This window comes from Segatella copri DSM 18205, from assembly GCF_025151535.1.
Taxonomy (GTDB): domain Bacteria; phylum Bacteroidota; class Bacteroidia; order Bacteroidales; family Bacteroidaceae; genus Prevotella; species Prevotella copri.
On the sequence record NZ_CP102288.1, the window covers coordinates 237,597 to 263,172 of the forward strand.

Genomic DNA, 25,576 nt, shown 5'->3' on the forward strand with positions numbered 1-25,576 from the left:
AGAAGAAACGAATATGAAATACTATAGCAGTAAACTGATGATGCTGGTCTGCGCAACAGCTTTCTCTGTGACAGCTTGCAGCAGCAGTAACTCATTCTCAGATCCTGTAGACTTTGATACTCCTAGTGAGGCACCAAATCCAGTACCGGCACAAGGAACAGCCAAAACTTTCATTACCACAGCCGATGGAGTCTATTCATTGGCACAGGGTGAGGTAAAGTTGTATAATGGAGTATCTATGGCACCAACCACCATCGAACTCGATTTAAATAAGAAGTATCAGACGATTGATGGATTCGGTTATGCCATCACTTATTCATCCTGCTATAATCTGATGCAGATGAACCCAGAGGCGCGTCTGGCTCTTTTGAAGCGCATTTACTCTACCACAGAGGGTTATGGCGTAAGTTATGCCCGTATCTCTTTGGGATGCAACGACTTTTCAAGTACAGAGTATACCTATTGCGACACGAAGGGCAGCGAGGCTGATCCTATCAGCAACTTCGCGCTCTATAGCGATGAGAACGATTATGTGATTCCTGTGTTGAAGGAGATTCTTGCCATCAATCCTAATCTGAAGATTATCGCTGCTCCTTGGACTTGTCCGAAATGGATGAAGGTGACAGACCTCAACACCAAGAACCCTAAGGATTCATGGACAGATGGTCATCTCAATCCTGATTATCGCGAGGTTTATGCCAAGTACTTTGTGAAGTTTATTAATGTGATGAAGGAAAAAGGTATCAATATCTATGCTGTTAGTCCTCAGAATGAACCATTGAACAAGGCAAACTGTGCATCTCTCTATATGCCTTGGCAGGAAGAGGCTCCTTTCGTAAAGGAATTGGCAGCGCAGTTTAAAAAGAATAATCTGCAGACCAAGATTTATGTCTTCGATCACAACTACAACTATGACAAGATTGCTGATCAGGAAGATTATCCTGTGAAACTCTACAATGCTATCGGTGATAACTTTGAGGGTTCAGAGCTGGTTGTAGGTGCTGCTTATCATGATTATGGCGGCAATAACAGCGAGTTGACTGATATCCACAATCAGCGTCCTGACAAGGAACTGATATTCTCGGAAACCAGTATCGGAACCTGGAATAACGGACGTGACTTGAGTAAACGACTGATGGCGGATATGAAGAATGTGGCGCTCGCTACGGTAAACCAGAATTGCAAGGCTGTGCTTGTATGGAATCTGATGCTTGACAATAAGATGGGACCTAACCTGGATGGTGGATGCCAGACCTGCTATGGTGCTATTGATATCAATCAGAATGGCTACAACCAGTTGAGCTACAATTCTCATTATTACATCATCAACCACATGTCTAGTGTCGTTGCTCCTGGTGCGGTTCGCATTGGTAATACGTCCCGCACCGTTAATGACAGCAATATTACACATGCTGAGTTTGTTAATCCTGATGGTAGTTATGCTGCTGTCATTATCAACGAGGGAGATGAGGCTAAGTCAATCAACCTCAGTGATGGAACTCATAATTTTACCTGCAATGTTCCTGCTAATGGTGTGATTTCTTGCAAGTGGAATAAGTAATCCATAAACTATAGTAAATGATTCATTAAAGATACGATCATTATGAAACATATCAGATATTATATCATGGCGTTGCTCGCCCTGCCACTGATGGCATCTTGCGGCGATGATGATTACAGTGCGCCTACTCCTGCCGGTAATCCTGTGATGAGCTATACGGCTCCTGCTGCAGCTGTATGGATGGGCGATGAAGTGGAGGTGAAAGTAAACTGCAAGGATGAGGGAGGCGTGGCTCTCTCTACCTTGAAAGCAAACCTCCTGTTTAGTGGGCAGAGTGTAGATGAAACTACCATCCGTACCAAGGAGGCTGGTGAATATACAGTCAAACTGAAAGTGCCTTATGCACAGAATGTTCCTGATGGAAAGGTAGATATTCAACTTACTCTGCAGAATGTATCAACCAAATCGAATACAGAGACCTTGTCGTTTGATATCAAGCGCCCTCACTTCAACAATCTGCAGTTTGTGAGTGCTGATGGTGTTAAATATGACATGACAGAGAAAAGCGACTTTGTTTATCAGGCTGTTCTTCCTAGCAGTCAGAAGACCTTCAAGGGATATTTTGCAACGAAGGATGGAAAGTTTGTCTTCGGTTCCAGCACAGGTAAGGATATCAGTTTGGGAGAAACAGGCAACTTCAACTTCACTTCTGAGAATATGAACGATGTAGTTGTCACTTTCGATGCCAAGAACTATACGGCTGGTCCTACCGATGTATTGCCGGTTACTATCCTCGATTTTGCCGATTCTGATGCAGGCAAGACTTGGGTGGGTGATATCAAGCAAGGTGCTACCTGTAACCTTACTATCAACGGCAATAATCTGCCAGATGACTGGTATTATGACAGCGACTGGTTCCAGAAAGAAGCGGATGGAAGCTATACTTTCAAGGCTATTACCGGCAGATATACCGTTCTGGCAGACTTCACCCATAAGTCATTCCGTATTTGGACAATGAATGGAAGTGAGCCTATGTCACTGAATAGCGATGGTACTGGTGCACTCTGGATCATCGGTAATGAAGGTGTCAACAAGCCAACCTGGGACGCTGTAAATCATGGCTGGTGGACAGGTGTTGACTCTGACGTCTGCCTCACTCCAATCAAGGATAAGGTATATCAGGTTACACTCACCGTTGGTAAGCAGCTCAGAGCTACTGACGTAAACTTCAAGTTCTTCGGTCAGGCTAACTGGGGTATTGAGTTCAAGGGTAAGGATAACAGCCATCTCATCTCAACCGAGAGCGAGGTATTCGGCATCGGTGACGGTAACGGTCACGACAACGGCAATGTTTATCTGAAAGATGGAGTAGAACTGAAGGATGGCGAGACATACGTTCTTACAGTTGACTTGACTGCCGGTGTAGACAAGGCAGTTCTCAAAGTAGAAAAGAAATAATATGTAGGTTTATAATTATTCATAAGCTTTTTAGGTTTTAGTTTAATAATTTAGGTATAAAGTTTTGTTTTAGGCTGCTCCAAAATAGTTGGGGCAGCCTTTTTAAGTAGAGTTGTAAAGGTATGGGGAAGCTTGATACATTTAAAAAGAAAGAATATCAAAAAAATGCCCGAAAATTTGGATATATTCAAAAAAAACTATACCTTTGTCATTTGAATGTCCTATACAGCAGTAAGGGCTGGATTTAATGATACTTATACAACAAAATATTATCAGCTAATGATAGAAAGATTATTATCTATATTGTATATCTGGTGTTTCGCTACACTTACATCATGCTTTGCTCAAAAGGAAAGCATCAGTGAACTGTATGCCCAACTTGATCGGGCTATAGAGCAATCCCAGCACTATACCAAACTGAAAGAAAGTAGCATCGCTCAGTTGAAGGAATTGATTCATCAGGAGAACAATCCGAAGTTGCTCATCAATACTTATCGCAAGATTTATTCTGAATATAAGTCCTACCAGAGCGATTCTGCTGTGGCTTATATTCAGAAAGCCATTGTATTGGCTCAGAAGGAAGGACTGCCGGCTGAAGTTGCTGGATTGAAAAGTCAGTTAGCTTTACAGTATTCTACAGCCGGAGCTTTTGCTGAGGCTTTGGAGGTACTCAATCATATAGATAAAAAGACATTGGATGAATCGAACCGGAAAGATTATTTCATCGCCTATTACCATGTCTATGGTGAGTTGGGCTTTTCTAATATACATGTAGATACTGATTTAAGTCAGAATTTCTTTAGTCGTCAGAATGCATATCGGGATACTTTGTTTGCTATCCTTCCACATCATAGCGAAGATTATCTCATGCGTAAAGAGGTGATGCTTACCAGTCAGAATAAATGGGATGAAGCATTGAAGGTGAATGATGAACGGTTGAATTTATGTAAGGAGGGGAGTCATGAATACGGTATCGTAGCCTACTATCGCTATCTGATTTACCGTTCTCTGAAAAACGAAGAAATGAAGAAATATTGGTTGCTAAAATCTGCCATTTGTGATGTGAAGTGTGCTATCAATGATCAGGCTTCGCTCTGGATGCTCGCCGATATTCTGAGTCAGGAGGGAGATGTTGAGCGTTCCTATAAATACATCAACTTCTCCTGGAATGCCAATAAGAGTTTTAGTACGCGTATTCGCAGTTGGCAGATTTCGCCAGTTCTTGGTACCATCGATCATAATTATCAGGCACAGCTCAAAAAGGCAAACCAGCGTCTTGTCTTTGCCATCATCTGTGTCAGCCTTCTGGTTCTTTCTTTAGGTGTTCTGGCTTTCTATGTCAATAAACAGAAGAAATATGTTACCATAGCGAGAAATGAACTGAAGAAAACGAATGAACAATTGGAGGAACTGAATAAGAAACTTTCTGCTACCAACGAAATGTTGAAGACTTCGAATGATAAACTGAATGAGTCAAATGGTGTGAAGGAAGAATATATAGGTCAGTTCCTGGGAGCATGTTCTCATTATATAGATAAACTGGATAAGTTGCGTCTCCATGTCAATAAAATGGTAAAGAACCGTGAATATCAGGAACTTTATTCAATGACGAGAAGCAGTGAACTGAAGGAACACGAGTTGGGAGAACTCTATGCAAATTTCGATAAGGTCTTCCTGCATCTGTTCCCTGATTTCGTGGAAGACCTCAATAGCCTTCTGAAGCCGGAGGCACAAATCCATCTTACCGATGCAACAAAGTTACCGGCAATGGTGAGGGTATTCGCCTTGATAAGACTGGGTATTGATGACAGTACGAAGATAGCAGAATTCCTACATTATGCAGTTAATACGATATATAATTATCGGGCAAAACTGCGTAATGGAGCTATTGGTGAAAGAAATGAATTTGAGAAGAATGTGAAAGAATTAGGAACGATAAAAGGAAAAGGTTAATATATAAAATCAAAGAGGGTGTGTCATAAATACAGACACACCCTCTTTGTTTTTTATTACAACTGATAGAACTTGGTGAAAGCCTTCACGCAGTATTCGTGGTCGATAACGCTACCGGTTTCGCGGCAACTGTGCATAGCGAGGATAGCATTGCCCATATCAACACCCTTCAATGGGATGGAAGAGGCGAGGATGTTGCCCAATGTGCTGCCACCAGCTACATCGCTATGGTTTACGAAACGCTGGCATGGTACACCGGCTGCATCGCAGATGTTGGCGAAGATGGCTGCTGATACAGCATCGCTCGCATACTTCTGGGCTGCATTGAACTTGATGACCGGACCACCGCCCAGCATCGGATGATTCGTAGGGTCGAATTTTTCGCTATAGTTAGGATGCCAGGCATGCGCATTATCTGCTGAAATCATGAAGGCACGCTCTACTGCCTGATAATAAGCCTCTTCTGTATGGCTCTGTGCCAGGGCGATGCGCTGGAGCATATATGAAAGGAATGGACTTCCGGCTCCCTGTTTGGTCTGAGACCCCGTCTCTTCATTATCGAAGATGGCGAGAACCTGGGTGGTATCATTGGCTTCAGATGCAATCATCGCCTCTACACCAGCCCAGCACATAGACAGGTCGTCGAGTCTGCCTGAAGAGATAAACTCATCGTGTACACCGAAGGTGCAGGCTGGAGTGGCATCAGCCAGATAGAGATCGAAATCAAGAACATCCTCTTTCTGGATATTCAGTTCGTCGGTTATCACATTCATCAGGAGGTTACCCTTCTCCAGTTCATCATTGATGATGCCGAGGATAGGGAGCACATCCTTCTGCTTGCTCAACTTCACACCATCATTCACCTGACGGTTGAAGTGGATAGCGAGATTGCTGATCTGCAGCAATGGGCGCTTCACATGAAGAAGGAGCGTCTGGGGATTCATCGCATTCTCGCCCTTCACGATAACTCTACCTGCCAGGGTGAGCGGACGGTCGAACCAGGTTGACATGATAGGACCACCATAAACCTCGGTATTCAGTTTTACGATACCGCCCTCGCAAAGCATCTCAGCATTTGGCTTGATGCGGAAGGTAGGCGAGTCGCAGTGGGCGCAGATCATGTGGAAACCGGCATCTGCCAAAGGCTTCTTTCCAATTTGGAAGGCGTAGATGGAAGAGTCGTTCTTGGTAACAAAGTACTTTTCACCCGCTTCAATCTTGCCCAAAGGCTCCTGTGGGTTCATACGGCGGAACCCGTTCTTCTCCAATTCCTCGGAGATATTCTTTACTGCCAGGAAATTCACTGGCGATGCGTCTAGAAAGGATAATAATCTTTTGATCATAGTCTATATCTTTATATTAATATCTTGCAAAGATAATAGTTTTTTTTCATTTTATCTCATTATTCTATTTGTTTTTCATTTTTTTGTATTATCTTTGTCCCCAAATAATATCAATGAAAGAATTATGAAACGATATAAATCCTGCACTCTCATTATATTGCTGCTGTTGGCATCGGTTCTTCAGGCATATGCGCATATTTCCAGAAATATGTTCATGCTTTCCAATCTCAATGCTGACAATGGTCTTTCCAGTCCTCGAGTTTATTCTATTGTCGAGGCAGAGGATGGTGCCATGTGGATAAGTACTAAGCGTGGAGTTGACCGATATAATGGGCAACAAGTAACCAATTATACTTTATACACAGAGATGCCGTATAGTGATGCTTGTGGTAGAAGTATTAAACTGACTAAGGATGCGCAACATCTGATTTACGCCTACGACAACAAGGGAAAGGTGTATATATATGATAAGAGGAAAGATGCATTTGTCTTGAAATGTAATCTTCAGAATATTTTAGGTGGAAGTATCGTGTTGAACGAACTGTTGGTAGACGAAAAGGGCAATTTCTGGTTAGCTATGGATAGAGGCATTTATTGCTTATCAGCAGCTACTGATGGAAAGGAGATAGTTCGGGAGACAGCTAAGGGTAGGTTTGTATTGAAAAATACCTATATTAATCATATCCAATTTATAGGTCAGAAACTCTTGATAGGAACATTTAAAGATGTTTATTGCTATTCGATGTCTGCCCGGAAGTTAGAAAAGAAGATTAGTGGCAGTTCTGTAGTATCCTCTTATCATGATATTGTGGGACATCGTATCTGGCTGGGTACTTTTCACGAAGGAGTTAAAGTAGTGGATGATCGTACTTGGAAGCTGATAAAATCTGCTGATTTCCAATCTTTGCAAAACATTCCTAAAATTCCCGTACGTTCAATCATTTTATATGATAAGCAGACTCTTCTGATGGCTGTAGATGGAGCTGGAATATATGCTTATGACAGTTCGAATAAACAAACCAAGCTCTTGCTTGATACAGATGGACGTCCGGGTAACATGCTGAATGGTAATGGATTATATACCTTGTGCTGCGATCGTTTTGGCGATTTATGGACAGGCTCTTACTCGGGAGGAGTAGATTTGGCAATACCGATGAAACATACATTGGAATATATCACACATGAATATCTCAACAATCAATCACTGATAGATAATTGTGTGAACGATGTTTTCCAAAGCCGTGATGGGAAAATATGGTATGCCACAGATAAAGGAGTAAGTGTCTATGATGCGCAGACTCGTCTTTGGCATCATGGATTATATAATAAGGTGGCGCTTACGATTTGTCAGACTGTAGACGGCAGAATTCTGGTTGGTACCTATGGTAATGGCGTATATCAGGTTCATGCTGATGGCACTAGTATGCCTGCTTATTCTGTAGAAACAGGAATGTTGAAGAGTGATTACGTATTCAGTCTTTTAACTGATAGCGATGGTAATATTTGGGTGGGATGTTTGGATGGAGATATGGCTTGTTTCCCTTCAGATAAATATAATTTGAATGGAACGGGAAAGTCGGTATTCTATCTGCCTGTCAACGAAGTGCAATGCATCACGGAATCACTGGATAAGCGTTTTATTGCTGTAGGAACTTCGCATGGAGGCTATTTGATTGATAAGCGTGAACCTTTGCATCCTCGTCGTTTCTTTTATCCTGAACAGTATCCCGAAAAAGACATTAATTTGTTTGTCAACAGTATGGCTTTTCAGGATTCCCGTCATATCTGGATTGGAACGGATGGAGGAGGACTCTATGATTATGATTTCTTGACAAAGAAGTTTAAGCGCTATACGAATCAGGACGCTTTGCCTTCTAATACTGTTTATGGACTTATAAAAGGTATTAATGGCAATCTATGGATAAGTACGGATAAAGGATTGGCGTTCATGAAACAGGGGAAGATAGTAAACCTCAACATCTTTAAGGGAATGGAACGTGAGTATAACCGAATGTCTGTTGCGTGTACTTCAGATGGCAGGGTGCTTTTTGGCAGCAACGATGGAGTTGTCGCTTTGACTCCTATGTTTGCCAAAGGTTTGAATTATGCCGCTCCACTTCGTATTCATAGTGTTGAGGTTGAAGGTGTCGAACGTTCCGATTACTGGAATGAATGTCTCTTTGAAATGTTGAAGGAAGGCAAATTGAAACTTAGCCATAATGAGAATACGCTGGTTGTTTCTTTCGAGAGTATCAATTATCAATATCAGTATGATATTCAATATCAATATTATTTGGAAGGATACGACCGTAATTGGAGTAAACCATCTTCTAATCAGTTGGCACGATTTGTAAATTTGCCTTCGGGCAGCTATGTGCTTCATGTAAAGGCTATCTGCAGAAGTAATGGTAGAGAATTGGGAGAAACAACTTTGGAGATTCATATAGCCCAACCTTGGTGGAATACCTGGTGGGCATGGATTATCTATCTCTGTATTTTTGCTGCCATTTTATATTTTGTCTGGCAGTATTACAAAGAGCGCTTACAGCGAAAGTATTATGATGAGAAAATCAATTTCTTCGTTAATACTGCCCATAACATACGTACTCCTTTGAGTCTCGTGTTGGCTCCTCTTGATAATCTGGCTAATGATTCCAGCTTGAGTGAGAAAAGTCGTGGATTCTTGGATGTGGCGCATCGCAACGGCAACAAACTATTGAAGATGGTTACAGAATTGCTTGACTTCCAAAAGATAGAGCAGTCTGCCGAACAGGTTCGCCTGCAAGATATAGAATTGCCGATGCTTTTACGTGTGCAGTTGGAAAAGTTTGTATTGGCAGCTCAGGAGAAGCATATTCAACTGTGTATTGAAACGTGTCCGCAGCAACAGATTCATTCTGATGTCAAAATGATGGATCTGATATTGGAAAATCTTCTCTCGAATGCTATCAAATATACACCTCAAGGTGGAAAGGTTTCGTTGTCGGCTTCTGTTGAAGGTAAGATGGCTATGATTCATGTATGTGATACAGGTATAGGTATTCCAAAGGCCGAAATTAAGAGTATCTTCAAGACCTTCTTCAGGGCTTCTAATGCGATAAATTCTCAGGAAATGGGAAGTGGATTAGGACTGATGCTTACACGAAAGCTTGTAGAGAAATTAGGAGGAAAGCTTAGTTTCGTAAGTGAGGAAGGAAAGGGTACTACTTTCTGTGTGAAGATGCCATTAGGTCATGTAACAGATTCTTCTGTCCGGCTTGTGGGAGAAAAGAAAAATGTTGCAACTGAATCTTCTTTAGCAGAAGATAAGCATGATGAAACTTGCCAGACTGTGTCTTCTGCGGTTCAGCAGGATGCTGATGTTTCAACGGATACACTTCTTTTTGTCGATGACAATGAAGATCTTCGCAAATATATCAGAATGACTTTTGGTGATTCTTATCAAGTAGTTGATGTGGAGAGTGCAGAGGCTGCCTTGAAATATCTGAAAGAGGGCGGGGTATGTGATATCGTTGTTTCTGATGTCATGATGCCGGGAATGCACGGAGACGAGTTTTGTCGCAGCATCAAGGAAAATAAGGAAACATCATGGCTGCCTGTTATCCTGCTGACTGCTAAGGCTGGTCGTGACTTTATGATAGAGGGACTCGGACTTGGTGCTGATGACTATATAGCCAAGCCATTCGATACTGCTATTCTTGCGAGTAAGGTTGCCAGTATTTTGAAGAATCGTCGCCGGTTGAGTCAGTATTATATGGACAGAAGCCTTGCTCTTGTTAAAGGAGAGGTTGCTTCTGAGTCTGCTTCTTCCGAGCAGATTGTGGGTTCTGATTCTTCCTATGAACACTTGGAACCTACTGGAGCTTCTGAAGAGAAAAAGGATGATACAGTCTTGAATAAGCAAGGCCAGACATTCGAAAAAGTGGCAGAAGCTGTTCTGGATCCGCAAGACCAGGCTTTTGTAGATAAAGCTACCCGTTTGGTGTTGGCTCATCTGAGCGACACAGACTTTAATATCGACCGACTCTGTAGAGAGATGGCGATGAGCAGAACGCTTTTCTATGGTAGGCTGAAGACTCTTACGGGCAAAAGTCCGCAGGATTTTATGCGTTTGATACGTCTGGAGCAGGCTGCAATCTTCCTGAAACAGGGGGATAGTGTGCTGGATGTATCTGTGAAAGCCGGTTTTGTAAATGTGAAGTACTTTAGTACTGTATTTAAAAAGCACTTTGGGGTTTCTCCAAGTAAGTATCTGTAAATTAGAGTTTTAAATTCAAAGAAAAGGTTTCTGTTTAGACGATATGTCTGAATTGAAACCTTTTTTTGTTTGTTATCTAACCCTCTGAAAGTTCCTTTTCTTTATCTTTGCAACCAGATTCTGTTACGTAAGTTAAACAGTTAATTAAAAAACGAAACAATAACAATATAAACATAAAAATGAAAAGGAACTTTTTGAAAATTAGCCTCTTTTTAATAGGCGTCTTCACATGTTTTTCATGCGAAGCAAGTACGTTGCACTCATCCAGCAGTTCTGATGGTGTAGGCGAATCCATGCCTACTGCCCAGCAATGGAATAAAGATGTTGTGGGGTGGAATCTTGGCAATGAATTCGAGTGCTCAGCTCCTGGCCAGGATGGTGAGTCGATGCAGATTGGCAACCCTGATGGTTCTATCCATGCAGAGACAGCCTGGGGCAATCCCGTTGTTACCAAGAAGATGATACAAGCCGTGAAGAAGGCAGGTTTCAATGCCATCCGTATTCCAATCCGTTGGCAGTGCCACATTACCAACGCTCAGGCGATGAGCATCGACAAGGCTTGGATTGCTCGCATCAAGGAGGTGGTGGGCTGGTGCCTTGACAACGGTTTGAAGGTTATCATCAATGTGCATCATGAAAAATGGCTCGAAAGTCGTCCTACCTATCAATATAAGGAAGAAAACTGCCAGAAGCTTGCGCTCCTCTGGATGAATATCGCCTCTGAGTTTGCCAATTATGACAGTCGCTTGGCTTTCGCCGGTACCAATGAGGTTCACATCAGGGACAACTGGGGCAAACCTACTGCCGAGAACCTCGAAGTGCAGAATGCTTACAATCAGATATTCGTGGATGTGGTTCGTGCCACAGGCGGCAACAATGCCAAGCGCCACCTCATCTTACAGACTTACGTTTGCAACCCATGGTTTGGCATAGAGAATGGAGATTTCATCATTCCGAAGGATGCCGAAGGCAATGGCAACAACTATATGAGTGTGGAATTCCACTACTATCAGCCATGGAGCTACGCCGGCGATTGCACCTACGATTACTGGGGTGATGCCTACAAGGATGCTGGCAAGATACCTGCAGACAACGAGAAGACGATGACGGATTTCTTCGACAAGGCGGTGAATACCTGGAGCAACAAAGGACTGGGTATCGTAATAGGAGAGTGGGGAGTAACCGATCACTATAAGTCAAACTCAGAGAAAGTGCATGAAAACATGACCTACTACTGTAAGTTCTTGACTACGGAGGCTCGCAAACGAGGCTTCTCTACTTTCGTTTGGGACAACAACCACTTCGGCAACGGCTCTGAGAAGTATGGCATCTTCGACCGTTTCAAGAGTATGAAGGTGAATGCTCCTTGGATTCTCGAAGGAATCTTTGGGAAAGAATAATGTTAAACTAAAAACAAAAATATCAATTATGAGAAAGAAAACTATGTTTCTCGGCCTGCTTGGTGCAGGTTTGATGTGGATGCCTGCTTCTGCCATTCTCGCTGCCCAGATGAACAGTGCAGCGATGAGCGTTCAGCAGAACCAAGGCATCAAGGGTACAGTGGTGGATGCCACTGGCGAAACCTTGATTGGCGCTAGCGTGAAGGTGGCTGGTACAACCAACGGTGCCGTTACCGATATAGATGGTAACTTTACGTTGAACTGCAAGCCTGGAGTAACGCTCGAAGTGAGCTACATCGGTTACAAGACGATGACCGTGAAAGCTGCTAATGGCATGAAAATCACGATGCAAGAGGATGGTAAGGCCTTGAATGAGGTCGTTGTTACCGCCCTTGGTATCAAGCGCGACCGCAAGGCTTTGGGCTATGGCTTGGAGGAGGTTAAAGGTGAGGAACTTACCAAGGCGAAGGAAACCAACGTCATCAACTCTCTTTCAGGTAAGGTGGCTGGTCTCGTTGTGCAGAACACCGCTGGCGGTGCTTCTGGTTCTACCCGCGTGCTTCTTCGTGGTAATACAGAAATGTCAGGCAATAACCAGCCTCTCTACGTGGTGGATGGTGTGCCTTTGGATAATACCAACTTTGGCAGTGCTGGTGAAGCTGGTGGTTATGACCTCGGTGATGGTATCTCTGCCATCAATCCTGACGACATCGAGACGATGACCGTATTGAAAGGTCCTGCTGCCTCTGCCCTCTATGGTAGCCGTGCTTCCCACGGTGTTATCTTGATTACGACCAAGAAGGCGGAGAAGGATAAGGTGGCTGTAGAATATAATGGCTCTTTCACCATCGATACCCAGTTGGCTAAGTGGAACGACATCCAGGAAGTGTATGGTATGGGATATGGTGGCAAGTTGCCTACTTCTAGTACTTCTGGAACCAACTCCAGTTGGGGACCTAAGGCGGATGACTTTGTTTATAAGTATTTTGATGGTCAGGAGCATGCTTTCATGATGTATCCTAATAATGCCTCTGATTTCTTCCGCACTGGTTTGACCGCTCAGAACTCAGCCATCCTCTCTGTTAACTCTGGTAAGACTGGTATGCGTTTCTCTTTCACAGATATGCGCAACAAGGACATTCTGCCTAACACCAACATGAGTCGTGACAACTTCAACCTGCGTGTCAACACATCAGCTGGTCCTGTGGATTTCGACTTCACTGCCAACTATACCCGTGAGGATGTAAAGAACCGTCCTGCCTTGGGTGATTCTCAGAGCAATGTAGGTAAGAACCTCATGACTTTGGCTGGTACATACAACCAGGTATGGCTCAAGAACTATGAGGATGCCGATGGCAACTACCAGAACTGGAATGGTAACGACCAGTATAACAAGAACCCATATTGGGATCTCTATAAGAACAGCAATACATCTAAGAAGGATGTGTTCCGCTTGACAGGTAAAGCTATCTGGAACATCGACAAGCACTTGAAGTTGCAGGGTACCATCGGTACCGACATCACCAATATGAACTTCGAGGACTTCATCGCCAAGACCACTCCTGGTACACCTGCAGGAAAGCTTACCGACCAAATCTTCAATAACCGCACACTGAATGCGGAGCTCCTCGCCCTCTACAACAATTCATGGGGCGACTTCGATGTCAATGCCACAGCTGGTGGTAACATCTTCAAGGTGAACAACAAGACCATCACCAACACCGGTCTCAACCAGCAGATGAATGGCATCAAGAACATCATGAACTATCAGGAGCAGAACACTCGTGAGAGCATGTACAAGAAGCAGATTAGCTCTCTCTATGCCAGCGCAAGCATCGGCTACAAGCATACTTACTATCTGGAGGGAACCATCCGTGGCGATAAGTCATCTACGCTCCCTACCAGCAATAATACATACGTTTACCCATCTGTATCAGGTAGCTTGGTATTCTCTGAGTTCATCAAGAACAAGAAGATTATCAACTATGGTAAGGTACGTGCATCTTGGGCTAAGGTAGGTAGCGATACCGACCCTTATCAGCTTGCACTCAACTACTCCACAGGCAAGTACAGCTATGCTGGCTATACCATCGGTATGATTAGCAATGCTACCCAGCCAAACAAGGACTTGAAGCCAACCATGACAGGCTCTTATGAGTTGGGTTTGGAGATGAAGTTCTTCAATGGTCGCTTGGGCTTGGATGCCACCTATTATAATCAGAACTCCAAGGACCAGATCTTGAGCCTTGCCTCTACCACTACTTCTGGCTACTCTTACCGCTTGGTAAATGCCGGTGAGATTCAGAATAAGGGTATCGAGATTGCCCTCAATGGTCGTCTGCTCCAGATCAAGGACTTCGGTTGGGACATGGGTGTCAACTTCTCCAAGAATACCAACAAGGTGAAGTCGCTTGTAGATGGCATGGACTATTTCGAGTTGGCTAAAGCTACCTGGTGCGGCGTATCTGTAGGTGCCGAGGTAGGAGAGAATTATGGTGCTATCCGTGGTAAGGACTTCAAGCGCACTGCTGATGGACAGGTGATTATCAATCCAACAAGCGGTTTGCCAGAGGTTGACCAAACAGTGAAGACCATCGGTAACTCTTCTTGGGATTGGACAGGTGGTTTCTATACCACATTCTCTTACAAGAACTTCCGACTCTCTGCATCCTTCGATGTGAAGGTGGGTGCCGACATCTATTCTATGTCTATGAACTCTGCTTATAAGACTGGTAAGGCAAAGCAGACCTTGGCTGGTCGTGATGAGTGGTATGCTTCTGAGGAAGCTCGTGAGGCTGCTGGTATGACAGATGAGCAGTGGCGTGCTGCTGGCAATGCCAAGGGCTTTGTGGCTCCAGGTGTCATCGACAATGGTGATGGAACTTATCGTCCAAACGATATCGCAGTCAACCCAGAGACTTATTGGAAGGCTATTGCCAACAATGTGCAGAGTGCCTTTGTATATGACAACTCTTACGTGAAGTGTCGTGAGATTACCTTCGGTTATACTTTCCCTGAGAGTTTGTTGGGCAAGTGGGTCAAGGGCTTGAATGTTTCCTTCGTGGCACGTAACCCATTCATTGTTTGGAAGAACATTCCTAACATCGACCCAGACTCAAGTTATAATACTTCTGGACTCGGTTTGGAGTATGGTTCTTTGCCATCTCGCAAGAGCTATGGTATCAACGTGAATGTGAAGTTCTAACTTTATTTTAAAAGACAAGAAAAAATGAACAATATAATCAAGAAATATATAGGCAAAGGCGGTTTCGCCATGGCTATGCTGTTGATGGCTACTGGCGGTGTGATGACTTCTTGCTCAGACGATATGATGGAGCGCACCAACACCGATAAGACCAAGGTGAACCAGCTGGACCCTAATGCGCAGTTGACAACATCTTTGTTGCAGACTTATGGTGACTTTAGTTTGATGGATACCTATCGTAACTATATCACTGGTTTCACTCAGCATTTTGCTGGTGGTTGGAATGTGACCAATTACGCAGGTGCCGTACATCATGAGGATGATATTGCCCGCCGTATCTGGGACCGTTATTATGAGGTGGCTATCAAGAATCTCGTAGATGCCATCCACAAATCTGAGGACAAGGCTAACCTGAATGCTGCCCTCCGCATCCATCGTGTCTATCTACTTTCTGTATTGGCAGATACTTATGGTGACATTCCTGCTTCAGAGGCAGGTTTGGGTTACATCTCAGGTATTTCCAATCCTAAGTATGATACCGTAGAGGACTTGTATGGTTGGTTCTTCACCGAGTTGGATGCTTGCGAGCAACAGTTGGGTACTGGTACCGACCATATCTCTGGCGATGTTACCAGCATGGGTGGTGATGTGGCTAAATGGAAAAAATATGCCAACTCTCTGCGTATGCGTTATGCGATGCGTATCTCTGATGTAAATCCAAGCAAGGGCCAGGAAGAGTTTGAGAAGGCGATGAACCATGCCGATGGCTATATTGCATCAGCTGCTGACGATGCTTATATCAAGTATGCTGATTCACCTTATACCTATTATGATGGTGCCAACGACTACGACTTCCGTACCAATGCCTTGGGCGAGATTCTCTATGGTCAGGATCCATCGTCGCCAACTTTCGTCAGCTCGACATTGTTCTATCAGTTGCAGAATACAGGCGACCCTCGTCTCTATCGCATCTGTCGTCACTACTACAATATCAAGCGTAGCCAGGTGAAGCCTGACAAGGAGCAGAACATCGACCTTACCGATGAGGTGTTGGCTTATTTCCAGCGCAACAATATCGGTGAGGAACCATGTAATACAGGTTCGGCGTGGTATGAGAACTGGATGAATGTAGCTGATGCTGCTGAGTTCCCTACCTTGGCAAAACTTGCTGAGCAGGATGCCAACAGTTATGACAACTCCGACTATCGTGCCCGCTTGATGCGTCCTTGCTTGAACATCGATTTCGAGATGCCTTCATGCCCTGGTATCCTCATCACTTCTGCCGAGGTGGATTTCCTTTTGGCTGAGGCTAAGACCAAGGGATGGAACGTAAGCGGTGATGCCGAGAGCCATTACGAGGCTGGTGTGCGTGCTTCCATGGAGATGCTCAACAATTATTATCTTACATCCAATAAGATTTCTGAGGATGAAATCAATGCGTTTATCGCCAACAATCAGTTGGGCGAAAATCCAAAGCAAACCATCAACACACAGGCTTGGATTCTCCACATGATGAACCCATCTGAGGCTTGGGCGAACATGCGTCGCTCCGACTATCCTGCCTTGTTGGATCGCAGTCGTTTGGCGACATTCCCTGGTGATGGTTTCGTATATGACGACCCTAATATGTCAATGCCTACTCGCTTGCGCTATCCTGAGTTGGAAGGTCAGTACAACAGTGTGAACTATAAGGCTGCCATCGAGCGCATGGGTGGTACTGATGACTGGCACAAGAAGTTGTGGTGGGATAAGTCGGATGTCAACGTACAGGGCGACTTCAATCCTCCTTACGGCAAGGGCTACATTAAGTAATTAAGAATTAATAATTAAGAATTAATAATTAGGGGCTGACGCCTTTATGAATAAATATTATTAAGATGAAAAAGATAATGAATCAATATATGGGTAAGGTGTTGAAGTCATGGATGATGCTTTTCGCCATTAGCTTCGCACTCGCAGGCACTGCTACACTGTCTTCTTGTTCCTCTGACGACGATCCTTTCTTCACCGTATCAGAAGATGACGATCCTCGTATCTTGAACACCGACTTGGCTGACCAGAAGTTGGATCGCAAGACCAAATTGAACTTGGAAATTAAAGTCACTCCTGTTCACTACACCACTGTGACATGGCTCTTGGATGATACTCAGATTGCTGAGGGTACAACCATCGACCAGACTTTGCCAGTGGGCAATCATACTTTGAAGATTGTGGCAACCACCACCAAGGGCAAGAGCACATCCCGCACCTTGAAAGTTACCGTGACTCCTGCTGCCGATGATCCAGCCCTGGGTACCAATGCCATCGAGCTTTGGGTAGCTCCAGGTGCTGAGACCACTATCCATAAGTGCAAGAATCTCGGTACAGTAACTAAAGTAATGGTAGGTGGCAAGGAAGTAGTCTTCGAGGTTCTCGAAGAGGGCACAGCCTTGAAGCTCACAGCTCCTACAGGTTTGGAGAATGGTGACTATGATATCACTTTGGTAGATGGTGAGGGCAACCAGTTCTCTGGCGGAATCATCAAGGTAACCACCGAGGCTCGCCCATCTATGGAGAATACCCTCTGGGAAGGTGAGTTCTCTGTAACATGGGGCACTCCTTTCGAGGCCTTGAAGGATACCTTCCTCTCAAAGGTGAAGGCGGGTACTATCCTCCGTGTTTATGTGGATGGAAATGGCCAGGGTACCGCTACCACAGCTTGGTGGAACAACATCCTTACTGGTAAGGGCGACCCTGATCGTAATGACTTCATGGTGACTGGTCCTGCTACATGGGAGTTTGAACTGACCGACCTCTCTATCCAACTCTTGACAGAGCAGAATGGTTTCCTCCTCGTGGGTGATGGTTACACCGTAAAGAAAGTAACTATTGAATAACATATTAGAAAGATTTCCGTTTTTATCATAAAACGTCAAACCTTTACTGTTTATGAAGAAAATTTTATTATCTATTTCATTGTTGGCATTGGCTTATACAGCCAGTGCCAATGTTCCGGTTATCAAGAGCGACCCTAAGATTGAGGCTCAGGTAGAACAAACCCTGAAGAAACTCACCTTGGAGGAAAAGATAGGTCAGATGATGGAATTGGTGACCGACCTCTTTGGTGCCAACGACAAGAACGGTGTGTTCTATATCGACGAGCACAAGACCGATTCTATCCTTTCCCGCTATAAGATTGGCTCTATCCTCAACGCTCCAAATACCTGCGCACCAACCGCCAAGCAGTGGGAGAAGTACATTGCGCAAATCCAGAAGATCTCGATGAAGCGCATCGGCATCCCTTGTGTCTTCGGTCTCGACCAGAACCACGGTTCTACTTATACACAGGGCGGAACCCTCTTCCCGCAGAACATCAATGTGGCTGCCACCTTCAATCGTGAGATTGCTCGCCGTTCGGCTGAGGCTACCGCTTATGAGACTCGTGCGGTGAGCATACCTTGGACTTACAGTCCTACCGTTGATCTCGGTCGTGATGCCCGTTGGCCTCGCATCTGGGAGAACTTTGGCGAGGATTGCTACCTCAGTTCTGAGATGGGCAAGGCGATGGTCTATGGTTTCCAGGGCGAGGACCCAAACAACATCGACCAGTATCACATTGCCACTTCAATGAAGCACTTCATGGGCTATGGTGTGCCTTGGACCGGTAAAGACCGTACGCCAGCCTATATCTCTCCAGCCGACTTGCGAGAGAAGCACTTCGCTCCTTTCCTGGCGGGTCTGCAGGCTGGAGCCTTAACCGTGATGGTGAATTCCGCTTCCGTCAATGGTATGCCGATGCATGCCAACAAGGACATCCTGACAGGATGGCTGAAGGAAGAGACAGGATGGGATGGTGTGCTCATCACCGACTGGGCAGACATCAACAATCTCTATACTCGTGAGATGGTGGCAAAGGACAAGAAGGATGCGCTCCGCATCGCCATCAATGCCGGTATCGATATGATTATGGAACCTTATTCTTGCGATGCTTGTGGTTATCTTGTAGAACTGGTGAAGGAAGGTAAGATTCCGCTGAGTCGCATCGACGATGCCTGTCGCCGTGTGCTTCGCATGAAGTACCGTCTCGACCTCTTCAAGAACCCAACCCAGAAACTGAAGAATTATCCTAAGTTTGGTGGTGAGGAGTTTGCCAAGCTCGCCTTGGAGGGAGCTACCGAGAGTATGGTGCTCCTGAAGAACGAGGGTAATATCCTTCCTTTGCAGCATGGCAAGAAGATTCTCCTTACAGGTCCTAATGCCAATCAGATGCGTTGCCTGGATGGTGGATGGAGCTATACCTGGCAGGGGCATCGTGCCGATGAGTTTGCCGGCAAGTACAATACCATCTATGAGGCATTCTGTAATGAGTATGGCAAGGAGAATGTTATCTTGAACCAGGGTGTTACCTATAATGAGAAGGGAAAATACTGGGAGGAGAACGAACCTCAAATTCAGGGGGCAGTGGCTGCAGCGAAGGATGCCGACGTCATCGTGGCTTGCATTGGCGAGAACTCCTATACAGAGACTCCGGGCAACCTGACCGACCTTTGGCTCTCAGAGAACCAGCGTAATCTGGTCAAGGCTTTGGCTCAGACAGGCAAGCCTGTCATCTTGGTGCTGAATGAAGGTCGTCCTCGTCTCATCGCTGACATCGAACCATTGGCACAGGGCATCATCAACATCCTTATCCCTGGCAACATGGGCGGCGATGCTTTGGCAAACCTGGTATCGGGCAAGTCAAACTTCAGTGGCAAGATGCCTTACACCTATCCTAAGGAAATCAATTCGCTCGTCAACTATGACTTCAAGAAGAGTGAGGAGGTGGGTACGATGGAAGGTGCTTACGACTACAATGCGAAGATTACCCAGCAGTGGGGCTTCGGATATGGTTTGAGTTATACCACTTACAAATATAGCAACCTGAAGGTTTCTCAGTCTGATTTCCGCCACGGCGACATCATCAAGGTGAGCGTGGATGTGAAGAATACGGGAAAGGTGGCAGGCAAGGAGAGTGTCCTCCTGTTCAGTAGCGATCTCATCGCTAGTATGGTGCCTGATGGCCGTCGTCTCCGTGCCTTCGACAAGGTGGAACTTCAGCCTGGTGAGACCAAGACCATGACATTTGAATTAAAGGCAGACGATTTGGCCTTCGTAGGTTGGAATGGCAAATGGAGATTGGAGGAAGGCGACTTCAAATTGATGATTGCCGACCAGAGTGCCGATATCCATTGCACTGATACTTATCAGTGGTCTACTGCCAACCGATAATGTATATTTAAAAGATGATTTAAAGAAAAGAGCGTGCCAAGAGTGGTGCGCTCTTTTTGTTTGCATAGTAAAATGCAGAAGAGTTAAATATCTACAAGAATCCCCCATGATGTTTGGTGGTATGTCTTGAAATGATTACTTTTGCAAATCATAATTTTTGCAGATTTACAGAATCATTCAAAACAAGGATAAATGGAAATAGTAATTGGAATCATCATAGGGCTTGCCATCGGATTCTTCGTGGGGAAACTGATGGAAGCAAAAAGTGCGGGAGAGGAGAAAACCCAGCTCGTAGCGAAGGCTCAGGTGCTGGCGGCTAACATCGAACAGATAAAACTGCATCATGCTTCTGAGGTTCAATCAATGAAATCTCAAATGGAGAACGAGCGGCTGTATGCGGCGAAACTCAGGGCGGAAAGCGACCAGCAGTGGGCACAGAAACTCGAGAGTCTGAAGCAGGAAATGCAGCGAATGACGATAGAACAGCAGAAGGTGGCAGCTGAGCAGTTGGCTGCCAAGCAGTCGGCTCTGCAGGAAAACAACCGTCTGCAGATGGATGAACTCCTGAAACCTATCAAGGAACAGTTTGCTGATTTCAAGAAATCGGTAGAGGAGAGCAAAACCCAGAACGAGGTGAACAAGAAGGAACTGCAGAACACCTTCGAGGCAACGATGAAACTCTTCCAGCAGGAACAGCAGCAGGCTGTTCTGAACCTGAAGGAGCAGACCGAGAAGATTGGCTCCGATGCTGCCAACCTGACCAAGGCATTGAAGGGCGACAGCAAGATGCAGGGCGACTGGGGCGAGATGGTGCTGGAAACCATCCTGGAGAACAGCGGACTTCGTAAAAATGAGGAATTCTTCATTCAGGAGTATACGAAAGATGAAGAGGGAAAGAACTATCGTCCGGATGTCATCGTCCGATTCCCGGAAGGCAGAAGTGTGGTCATCGATTCCAAGGTTTCGCTTACCGCCTATTCCGATGCTCTGGCAGCTGAAGATGAGGCTGAACAGGAACGCCTGATGAAGGCGCATGCGCTGAGCGTACGAAAGCACATCGATGAACTGGCAGCCAAAGACTATTCCAAACTGGTGGATGATGCCATCGGCTTCGTACTGATGTTCATCCCTAACGAAACCAGCTATATCGCAGCGATGAAGCAGCAGCCTGATCTCAGCCGTTATGCTTATCAGAAGAAGATTATCATCATCTCACCAAGCAATCTGCTCATGGCGTTGCAGCTTGCCTATAATCTCTGGCAGTACGACCGGCAGAACAAGAATGTGGAGAAAATCGTGAAGACGGCTGCTGACTTGTATGATAAGGTAGCAGGCTTCGAAGATACCTTTATGAGTGTGGGTGATCTGATAACCCGCCTTTCGGGTACTTTTGATAAGGCTAAGAAGCAACTCTATGACGGCACCGGCAATGTGATGAGAAGGGTAGAGAGCCTGAAGGGACTTGGAGTAACACCGAAAAAGCAGATCAAGGAACTGGATAATCTGTAAAGTGTATACAAATAGTCTACTACCGGTAAAAAGGGAAACGGGGCGAAAAGTATTTTTTTAGTTACCGTAACATTTCTAATTGTTCAATTTAAGTTTCTAATTGTTCAATATTTTGAAATAATCTCTAAAAAGGAGCGGTATTTCAGATTAAATTCGTAATTTTGCCCCGACTCAACAGAAAAGAAATCATTGTATTGATTATAAAAAGGTAAAAATTTACATAAAACAACATCAATAATTATTAATCATGAAACTGAACGAAATTCTTTCAGACAGCTTTAATGCTGCAGAATGGGAAGCTAAGGGTTATGAGCTTCCTAAGTATGACATCGCAGCCGTAGCTAAGAAGACTCACGACGAGCCTACTTGGGTTCACTTTGGTGCAGGTAACATCTTCCGTGCGTTCCCGGCAGCCATCCTTAACGATGCACTTAACACCGGCAAGTACGATCGTGGTGTTATTGTTGCTGAAAGCTTCGACTACGAAATTATCGACAAGGCTTATCGCCCTTACAATAATCTCTCTCTTCTCGTAAGCCTCCAGAGCAACGGAACCATCGAGAAGAAGGTCATCGCTTCTATCACAGAAAGCCTCAAGGCGGATAAACAGTTTGGTGAGGACTGGGCGCGTCTGGTCCAGATTTTCCAGGCTCCAAGTCTGCAGATGGTAACTTTCACCATCACAGAGAAGGGATATTCTTATAATGATGCCGATTTGTCACGTGGTCTTGATGCTGTATTTGCTATGGGTAAGCTTACCGCTCTTCTCTATGAGCGTTATAAGGCAGGCAAGTTGCCACTTACTCTTCAGTCTACCGACAACTGTTCTCACAATGGCGACCATGTTAAGGCTGGCGTAAAGGCTTATGCTGAGCGTTGGGCACAGGCTGGTATCGTAGAGGCTGGTTTCGTAGATTATATCAATGACAGCAGCAAGATTACCTATCCTTGGTCTATGATTGATAAGATTACTCCTCGTCCACACGAGAAGGTACAGGCGATGCTCGCTGAGGATGGTTTCGAGGATAACAATACGATTATCACCGAGAAGCATACCTTCACCGCTCCTTTCGTAAATGCTGAGGAAGTGCAGTATCTTGTTTGCGAGGATACTTATACCAACGGTCGTCCGCCATTGGAGTTGGGCGGTGCGCTCTATACCACTCGCAAGACCGTGGATGAGGTTGAGACCATGAAGGTAACCACCTGTCTGAACCCTCTCCATACAGCGATGTCTATCTATGGCTGCATGCTCGACTATACCTTGATTTCTGCCGAGATGGCTGATGAGGACCTTCGTGCCTTCATCCAGAAGATCGGTTACATCGAGGCGATGCCAGTGGTTACAGATCCAGGTGTATTGAACCCATACGAGTTTATCGGCACCGTTATCAACAAGCGTCTGCCTAACCCGTTCATGCCAGATGCTCCTCAGCGCATCGCTACCGATACCAGTCAGAAGCTCTCTATCCGTTTCGGTGAGACCATCAAGAAGTATATCGACCGTGGTCTCGACAAGAGCAATCTCGTGTTGATTCCTTTGGTATTGGCAGGTTATGCCCGTTATCTCAAGGCATTGGATGATAACCTGAAGCCATTCGAGCCATCTTCTGACCCATTGTTGGCTGAGCTTCAGGCTATCGTAGCTCCTCTGGAGGTAGGCAAGGCTGATCAGGACTATTCTTGCCTGAAGAACCTCTATTCCCGCAAGGATGTATTCGGTCTCGATCTCTACGAGGCTGGCTTCGGTGAGCAGATTGAGGGCATGGTGAAGGAACTCTTCGCCGGCAAGGGTGCTGTAAGAGCGACATTGCATAAATATGTTTCTGCAAGATAATTCATTTTTAAACTTATACATTATAATATATATATGGAAAGAACATGGCGCTGGTTTGGCAAGAAAGATAAGATTACACTTGCACAGTTGAAGCAGATTGGTGTTGAGGGCATTGTTACCGCATTGCACGATGTTCCTCTGGGCGAGGTTTGGACACGCGAGAAGATTCATGAACTCAAGGAGTACATCGAGTCTTATGGTATGAAATGGAGCGTGGTAGAGTCTTTGCCTGTGGTTGAAACCCTGAAATATGGCGGTCCAGACCGTGACCATCAGATTGAGGTTTACAAGGAAAGTCTCCGTAACCTGGGCGAGGAAGGCATCAAGTGCATCTGCTACAACTTTATGCCAGTCTTGGACTGGGCTCGTACCGATTTGTCTCACGACAATCCTAACGGAGCCAACAACCTCTATATGAACTGGGGCGAGTTTGCCTACTTCGATATCTATATCCTGCAGCGTGAAGGCGCTCGTGAGGATTGGGCTGAGTTCTCTAAGGAGCACAAGTGGGGCAGAGACCTCGTGGCTGAGGCTGATGAAATCAAGAAGACTTCTACACCAGAGCAGGATCATGCCTTGGTAGAGAATATCATCATCAAGACCCAGGGTTTCGTATCGGGTAACTTCAGCGAGGGCGATTCTGCTCCTGTTCAGAAGTTCCGCGACCTCTTGAAGCTTTATGATGGCATCGACAAGAAGAAGTTGCAGGAGAACATGAAGTATTGGCTGGAGGCTATCATGCCTATCTGCGATGAGTACGATATCAACATGTGTGTTCACCCAGACGATCCTCCTTATCCTGTATTCGGTTTGCCAAGAATCATCGGTCGTGCCGAGGATATCCAGTGGATGTTGGATGCAGTGCCAAACAAGCACAATGGTTTGACTTTCTGTGCAGGTTCATTCTCTGCCGGCGAGCACAACGACTGTGTGGCAATGGCTAAGCAGTTTGCCGACCGCACTCATTTTGTTCATCTGCGTTCCTGCTACATTTTCCCTAACGGCAACTTTACAGAGGCTTCTCACTTGGGTGGTCGCGGCCATCTGATAGAACTTTGCCGCATCTTCGAGAAGGCTGAGCAGGAAGGCAAGTGCAATTCCGGTCGTCGTTTGCCTATGCGAGTAGACCACGGTATGACCTTCACTGATGAGCCGGGTGGCGTATTCGATGAGAGCAATCATGGTCACAATGCCGGTTACACTCTCCTTGGCCGTATGTTTGCCATGGGTCAGATTCAGGGTGTCATCGCAACAGTAGATGATGAACTGGGCATTGAGTATAAGCAGCCGGGATTCTATGATTAGTTGATAGTTTATAGGCTATTAAGTGATTTGAAATTCAGGTTAGATAAAATACGAAAAAGGCTAGCGTGCGTTTTTGCATGCTAGCCTTTTTGTGCTGATTTTTTTGGTTATTGGCTAAAGCACCACCTCCTCTACATACTTCACCAGCGAATCCTTGCCGTTATGCAGATAGAAGTCTACACGAACCACGTGGTTGATGTCGGCATTGCCCTTCACCTTTATGTGTCGGGTCTTGCTGTACATCATCGTGTCGCGGCGTGAAGGATAGGATACGAGCTCGATGAGGTCTTTGGTAGAATTGCTGCCCACATAATAGATGCCTACACTGTCTTTTCCGTTCTTGATGGCTGCAATCTTCGCCATCTTCTTGGCATGAGCCGCAGAGGTATCTATCGGGTAAAACTCGCTGGCAGCTACCGTGTCGCCGTCATGCTGGTCGGGTGCAAACTTGCAGCTGGTACCCATCGTAGTGATAAAGGATGCAGCAGCCAGGGCTGCCACAAAGTATAATATTTTCTTCATTGTTATTTCCTTTCTTTTCTTTAAAGAATCCTGTTTTG

14 protein-coding genes are annotated in these 25,576 nt (G+C 45.2%); 12 read left to right on the top strand and 2 right to left on the bottom strand.

What is annotated here, in order from left to right:
* Positions 1–13: 13 nt before the first annotated feature.
* From NQ544_RS00985 to susR, 3 genes are all read left to right on the top strand, one after another.
* Positions 14–1,561, top strand: coding sequence for an endo-1,6-beta-glucanase (locus NQ544_RS00985; protein ID WP_006847813.1), 1,548 nt, complete (start codon positions 14–16; stop codon positions 1,559–1,561).
* A 42-nt stretch (positions 1,562–1,603) separates the two neighbouring features.
* A complete protein-coding gene (locus tag NQ544_RS00990) occupies positions 1,604–2,959 on the top strand; it encodes a DUF5121 domain-containing protein (RefSeq protein WP_006847812.1) in 1,356 nt (451 codons plus the stop codon).
* Positions 2,960–3,238: 279 nt separating this feature from the next.
* A complete protein-coding gene (gene susR / locus NQ544_RS00995) occupies positions 3,239–4,912 on the top strand; it encodes a SusR family glycan utilization regulator (protein WP_040553147.1) in 1,674 nt (557 codons plus the stop codon).
* 56 nt (positions 4,913–4,968) lie between these two features.
* Here susR and NQ544_RS01000 read toward each other — a convergent pair whose 3' ends face one another.
* A complete protein-coding gene (locus NQ544_RS01000; protein WP_006847809.1) occupies positions 4,969–6,255 on the bottom strand; it encodes a M18 family aminopeptidase in 1,287 nt (428 codons plus the stop codon).
* 124 nt (positions 6,256–6,379) lie between these two features.
* On the opposite strand from NQ544_RS01000, the gene NQ544_RS01005 reads away from it, so the two are divergent.
* The 9 genes from NQ544_RS01005 (at position 6,380) to uxuA (ending at position 25,016) form a co-directional block, all read left to right on the top strand.
* Positions 6,380–10,513, top strand: a complete 4,134-nt coding sequence (locus NQ544_RS01005; RefSeq protein ID WP_006847808.1) for a hybrid sensor histidine kinase/response regulator transcription factor — start codon at positions 6,380–6,382, stop codon at positions 10,511–10,513.
* A 179-nt stretch (positions 10,514–10,692) separates the two neighbouring features.
* The gene (locus NQ544_RS01010; protein ID WP_040553145.1) at positions 10,693–11,913 is read left to right on the top strand and encodes a glycoside hydrolase family 5 protein; all 1,221 of its coding nucleotides are present in this window, start codon (positions 10,693–10,695) and stop codon (positions 11,911–11,913) included.
* Positions 11,914–11,941: 28 nt separating this feature from the next.
* The gene (locus NQ544_RS01015; RefSeq protein ID WP_040553143.1) at positions 11,942–15,118 is read left to right on the top strand and encodes a SusC/RagA family TonB-linked outer membrane protein; all 3,177 of its coding nucleotides are present in this window, start codon (positions 11,942–11,944) and stop codon (positions 15,116–15,118) included.
* A 24-nt stretch (positions 15,119–15,142) separates the two neighbouring features.
* Positions 15,143–16,930, top strand: coding sequence for a SusD/RagB family nutrient-binding outer membrane lipoprotein (locus NQ544_RS01020; protein ID WP_006847804.1), 1,788 nt, complete (start codon positions 15,143–15,145; stop codon positions 16,928–16,930).
* 77 nt (positions 16,931–17,007) lie between these two features.
* Positions 17,008–17,994, top strand: a complete 987-nt coding sequence (locus NQ544_RS01025) for a hypothetical protein (protein WP_228023612.1) — start codon at positions 17,008–17,010, stop codon at positions 17,992–17,994.
* Between the two features lie 52 nt (positions 17,995–18,046).
* A complete protein-coding gene (locus NQ544_RS01030) occupies positions 18,047–20,365 on the top strand; it encodes a glycoside hydrolase family 3 N-terminal domain-containing protein (RefSeq protein ID WP_006847802.1) in 2,319 nt (772 codons plus the stop codon).
* A 192-nt stretch (positions 20,366–20,557) separates the two neighbouring features.
* A complete protein-coding gene (locus tag NQ544_RS01035; protein ID WP_006847801.1) occupies positions 20,558–21,874 on the top strand; it encodes a DNA recombination protein RmuC in 1,317 nt (438 codons plus the stop codon).
* Between the two features lie 247 nt (positions 21,875–22,121).
* A complete protein-coding gene (locus NQ544_RS01040) occupies positions 22,122–23,711 on the top strand; it encodes a mannitol dehydrogenase family protein (protein ID WP_006847800.1) in 1,590 nt (529 codons plus the stop codon).
* A 33-nt stretch (positions 23,712–23,744) separates the two neighbouring features.
* The gene (uxuA, locus tag NQ544_RS01045; RefSeq protein WP_006847799.1) at positions 23,745–25,016 is read left to right on the top strand and encodes a mannonate dehydratase; all 1,272 of its coding nucleotides are present in this window, start codon (positions 23,745–23,747) and stop codon (positions 25,014–25,016) included.
* 114 nt (positions 25,017–25,130) lie between these two features.
* Here the strand turns inward: uxuA and NQ544_RS01050 are convergent, their stop codons facing one another.
* Positions 25,131–25,538: a hypothetical protein gene (locus NQ544_RS01050; RefSeq protein WP_006847798.1), complete on the bottom strand. Its 408-nt coding sequence runs from the start codon at positions 25,536–25,538 to the stop codon at positions 25,131–25,133.
* Positions 25,539–25,576 lie beyond the last annotated feature (38 nt).

Bases quoted from the DNA above. Each gene is read 5' to 3' on its own strand.
- susR (WP_040553147.1), top strand. From the start codon at position 3,239: ATGATAGAAAGATTATTATCTATATTGTATATCTGGTGTTTCGCTACA.
- NQ544_RS01020 (WP_006847804.1), top strand. From the start codon at position 15,143: ATGAACAATATAATCAAGAAATATATAGGCAAAGGCGGTTTCGCCATG.
- NQ544_RS00985 (WP_006847813.1), top strand. From the start codon at position 14: ATGAAATACTATAGCAGTAAACTGATGATGCTGGTCTGCGCAACAGCT.
- NQ544_RS01030 (WP_006847802.1), top strand. From the start codon at position 18,047: ATGAAGAAAATTTTATTATCTATTTCATTGTTGGCATTGGCTTATACA.
- NQ544_RS01015 (WP_040553143.1), top strand. From the start codon at position 11,942: ATGAGAAAGAAAACTATGTTTCTCGGCCTGCTTGGTGCAGGTTTGATG.
- NQ544_RS01010 (WP_040553145.1), top strand. From the start codon at position 10,693: ATGAAAAGGAACTTTTTGAAAATTAGCCTCTTTTTAATAGGCGTCTTC.
- NQ544_RS01050 (WP_006847798.1), bottom strand. From the start codon at position 25,538: ATGAAGAAAATATTATACTTTGTGGCAGCCCTGGCTGCTGCATCCTTT.
- uxuA (WP_006847799.1), top strand. From the start codon at position 23,745: ATGGAAAGAACATGGCGCTGGTTTGGCAAGAAAGATAAGATTACACTT.
- NQ544_RS01040 (WP_006847800.1), top strand. From the start codon at position 22,122: ATGAAACTGAACGAAATTCTTTCAGACAGCTTTAATGCTGCAGAATGG.
- NQ544_RS01005 (WP_006847808.1), top strand. From the start codon at position 6,380: ATGAAACGATATAAATCCTGCACTCTCATTATATTGCTGCTGTTGGCA.
- NQ544_RS01035 (WP_006847801.1), top strand. From the start codon at position 20,558: ATGGAAATAGTAATTGGAATCATCATAGGGCTTGCCATCGGATTCTTC.
- NQ544_RS00990 (WP_006847812.1), top strand. From the start codon at position 1,604: ATGAAACATATCAGATATTATATCATGGCGTTGCTCGCCCTGCCACTG.
- NQ544_RS01025 (WP_228023612.1), top strand. From the start codon at position 17,008: ATGAATCAATATATGGGTAAGGTGTTGAAGTCATGGATGATGCTTTTC.
- NQ544_RS01000 (WP_006847809.1), bottom strand. From the start codon at position 6,255: ATGATCAAAAGATTATTATCCTTTCTAGACGCATCGCCAGTGAATTTC.